General features: G+C 70.5%; 3 protein-coding genes. All 3 read left to right on the forward strand.

Translation table 11 applies throughout. The annotated features are described in order from the left end of the window. On the forward strand, positions 1–894 hold an 894-nt coding region (locus tag ACFXA3_RS39945), incomplete at its 5' end, for a DUF3152 domain-containing protein (RefSeq protein WP_385195923.1). Between the two features lie 70 nt (positions 895–964). Beyond that, the gene (locus ACFXA3_RS39950; RefSeq protein ID WP_343234612.1) at positions 965–1060 is read left to right on the forward strand and encodes an Ms4533A family Cys-rich leader peptide; all 96 of its coding nucleotides are present in this window, start codon (positions 965–967) and stop codon (positions 1058–1060) included. A 197-nt stretch (positions 1061–1257) separates the two neighbouring features. Then, positions 1258–2991, forward strand: a complete 1734-nt coding sequence (locus ACFXA3_RS39955; protein ID WP_385195926.1) for an ABC transporter substrate-binding protein — start codon at positions 1258–1260, stop codon at positions 2989–2991. The last annotated feature ends 31 nt before the right edge of the window (positions 2992–3022 follow it).

Here is a 3022-nt window from a genome sequence, read left to right on the forward strand (position 1 = left end):
GCCCCGCCGGCGGCGCCCGCCGTACCCGCCGAGCCCGCGGACGCCGCCGAGGAGGAGCCCGCCCCCGGGCGCGGGCGCAAGGCGCGTACGTACACGGTGGTGGCCGCCGCGGCCGTCACCGCGTTCGCCGTCGTCGTCGCCGTGCAGATGCTCCCCGACGGCGACAGCGGCTCCTCGCCCACCGCGCGCGCCGCCGGCGACACCGGCAAGCGCGCCCAGCCCGGCACGTCCGCGGCCTCCCGCTCCGACGGCCGGGCGACCCCCGCCGCACCCGCCGGACCCGCGGTGGAGCTGTCGTACGAGCAGAAGATGGCCCAGCAGTTCCCCATCGACGAGAAGCTGAAGGGGCCCGGGACCTTCGACACCGTGCCCGGGGTCGCGCCGGCGCCCGGCAAGGGCAAGAAGATCCGCTACCGGGTCGACGTCGAGCAGGGGCTGAACCTGGACGCGCAGCTGTTCGCCGAGGCCGTCCACCGCACCCTCAACGACGACCGCAGCTGGGGCCACGGCGGGACGAAGACCTTCGAGCGGGTTCCGGGCGGCGAGGCCGACTTCGTGATCACGCTGGCCAGCCCCGGCACCACCGGCGTGTGGTGCGCGAAGTCCGATCTGGACACGACCGTCGACAACGTCAGCTGCGATTCCGCCTCCACGGAGCGGGTCATGATCAACGCGTACCGCTGGGCGCAGGGGTCGACGACGTACGGCGCGGACCAGATGTTCGCGTACCGGCAGATGCTCATCAACCACGAGGTCGGCCACCGGCTCGGGCACGGGCACGTGAACTGCCAGACCCCGGGCGCGCTCGCGCCGATCATGCAGCAGCAGACGAAGTCCCTCGACATCGGCGGAATCCAGTGCAAACCCAACCCCTGGGTGTTCCCCGGGAGTTGACGGAGCGAAGGTGGTGGATGGCGGCATCTCGCGTTGACAACCCGTCCGGTGACCGGTAATTGTTCTCCGCATGTCGCACCACCACACCATCGCTGCGAGCGCCGCCATCGAGCTGGCGCTGCTCGGTGTGACCGCGCACAGCGTGGCCGACATCCTCTGTCGCTGACGCGTACCCGATCGCGCGCGACTCCCTTCGTTCCTTTCCTCCGCCGCGCCCGGGTGTACCCATGCCCGCAGGCGCGGCTTTCTCCTTCCACCGGCATGCAGCCGGTTCCCGAGCGCTGACCGCTGCCCCTCGCGTGGCCTTTTCCCTTCATTCGGTGCCAACAGCCGAAATTTCACGCCGAGAGGTTGTTTTTCCCCATGTTCCGTCAGTCCCAGATATCGCGCCGCGTGGCCGCGGCCGCCGTCAGTGTCGTCCTGGCCGGGGGCGCCGCGGCGTGCGGGCCCAAGGACGCGACGGACCAGGCCGGCGGCCGGCCCGGCGCCACCGGCGGCGCCCCGCAGCAGGGCGGCACCCTGACCGTCCTCAACTCCGAGCCGCAGAACGACTTCGACCCGGCCCGCCTCTACACCTCCGGCGGCGGCAACGTCCCCTCGCTGGTCTTCCGCACCCTCACCACCCGCAACCGCGAGGACGGCGCCGCCGGCACCAAGGTCGTGCCCGACCTGGCCACCGACACCGGCAAGCCCAACGCCGACGCCACCGAGTGGACGTACACCCTCAAGGACGGGCTGACGTACGAGGACGGCAGCCCGATCACCACCGCCGACATCAAGTACGGCATCGAGCGGTCCTTCGCCGCCGAGCTGTCCGGCGGAGCCCCGTACCTGCGCGACTGGCTCATCGGCGGGGAGAACTACGAGGGCCCGTACAAGGACGGCGGAAAGGGCCTCGACTCCATCGTCGTGCCCGACGCGAAGACGATCACCTTCAAACTGCGCAAGCCGGAAGGCGAATTCCCCTTCGTCGCCACCCAGACGCAGTTCGCGCCCGTCCCCAAGGCCAAGGACACCGGCGTGAAGTACGAGGAGCACCCCGTCTCCTCGGGCTCGTACAAGGTCGTCAAGAACGAGAACGACGGCGAGCACCTCACCCTGGAGCGCAACGAGCACTGGGACCCCAAGACCGACGAGGAGCGCAAGGCCTACCCGGACAAGATCGACGTCCGCTCCGGCCTCGACGCCGCCGTCATCAACCAGCGCCTGGCCACCAGCTCCGGCCCCGACTCCGCCGCCATCACCACCGACACCAACCTGGGTCCGGCCGAGCTCGCGCAGATCGGCGACGACAAGGAGCTCGCGGCCCGCGTCGGCACCGGGCACTTCGGCTACACCAACTACCTCGCCTTCAACCCGAAGGTGGCCCCCTTCGACAACCCGAAGGTGCGCCAGGCCATCTCGTACGCGATCAACCGCACCAGCGTGGTCAACGCGGCCGGCGGCTCCGCCCTCGCCGAGCCCGCCACCACCTTCCTGCCCGAGCAGAAGGCCTTCGGCTTCACCGCCTACGACCACTTCCCGGCGGGCAAGGCCGGCGACCCGGCCAAGGCCAGGGAACTGCTGAAGGAGGCCGGCTTCCCGGACGGGCTGAGCATCACCCTGACCCACTCCACCGCGCAGAACAGGCAGACCAGCCCCGAGGTCGCGACCGCCGTCCAGCAGGCGCTCGCCGCCGCCGGGATCACCGTCAAGCTGGAGGGCCTGGAGAACAACGCGTTCAACGAGAAGCGCTGGGACGCCAAGAACACCCCCGGGTTCTTCCTCTCCCGCTGGGGCGCCGACTGGCCCTCCGGCGGCCCCTTCCTCGCGCCGATCTTCGACGGGCGCCAGATCGTCACCAACGGCACCAACTACAACCACGCCCAGCTGAACGACCCGGCCGTCAACGCGGAGATCGACGAGATCGCCAAGCTGACCGACCTCGCCGAGGCCGGCAAGCGCTGGGGCGCGCTCGACAAGAAGATCGGCGAGCAGGCCCTCGACGTGCCGCTCTTCCACCCCGTCTACAAGCGCCTGGTCGGCAAGGACGTCAAGAACGTCGTGATCAGCGACTGGACCGGCGTCCTCGACATCTCGCAGGTCTCCGTCAAGTGAGCGCACTCGTCGACCGGCCGGCGCCGGCCGC

Source organism: Streptomyces sp. NPDC059456 (assembly GCF_042750055.1).
In the GTDB taxonomy this organism is placed as follows: Bacteria; Actinomycetota; Actinomycetes; order Streptomycetales; family Streptomycetaceae; genus Streptomyces.

Excerpts from the sequence above, each read along its gene's own strand:
- ACFXA3_RS39950 (WP_343234612.1), top strand. The coding sequence starts at position 965 with ATGTCGCACCACCACACCATCGCTGCGAGCGCCGCCATCGAGCTGGCG.
- ACFXA3_RS39955 (WP_385195926.1), top strand. The coding sequence starts at position 1,258 with ATGTTCCGTCAGTCCCAGATATCGCGCCGCGTGGCCGCGGCCGCCGTC.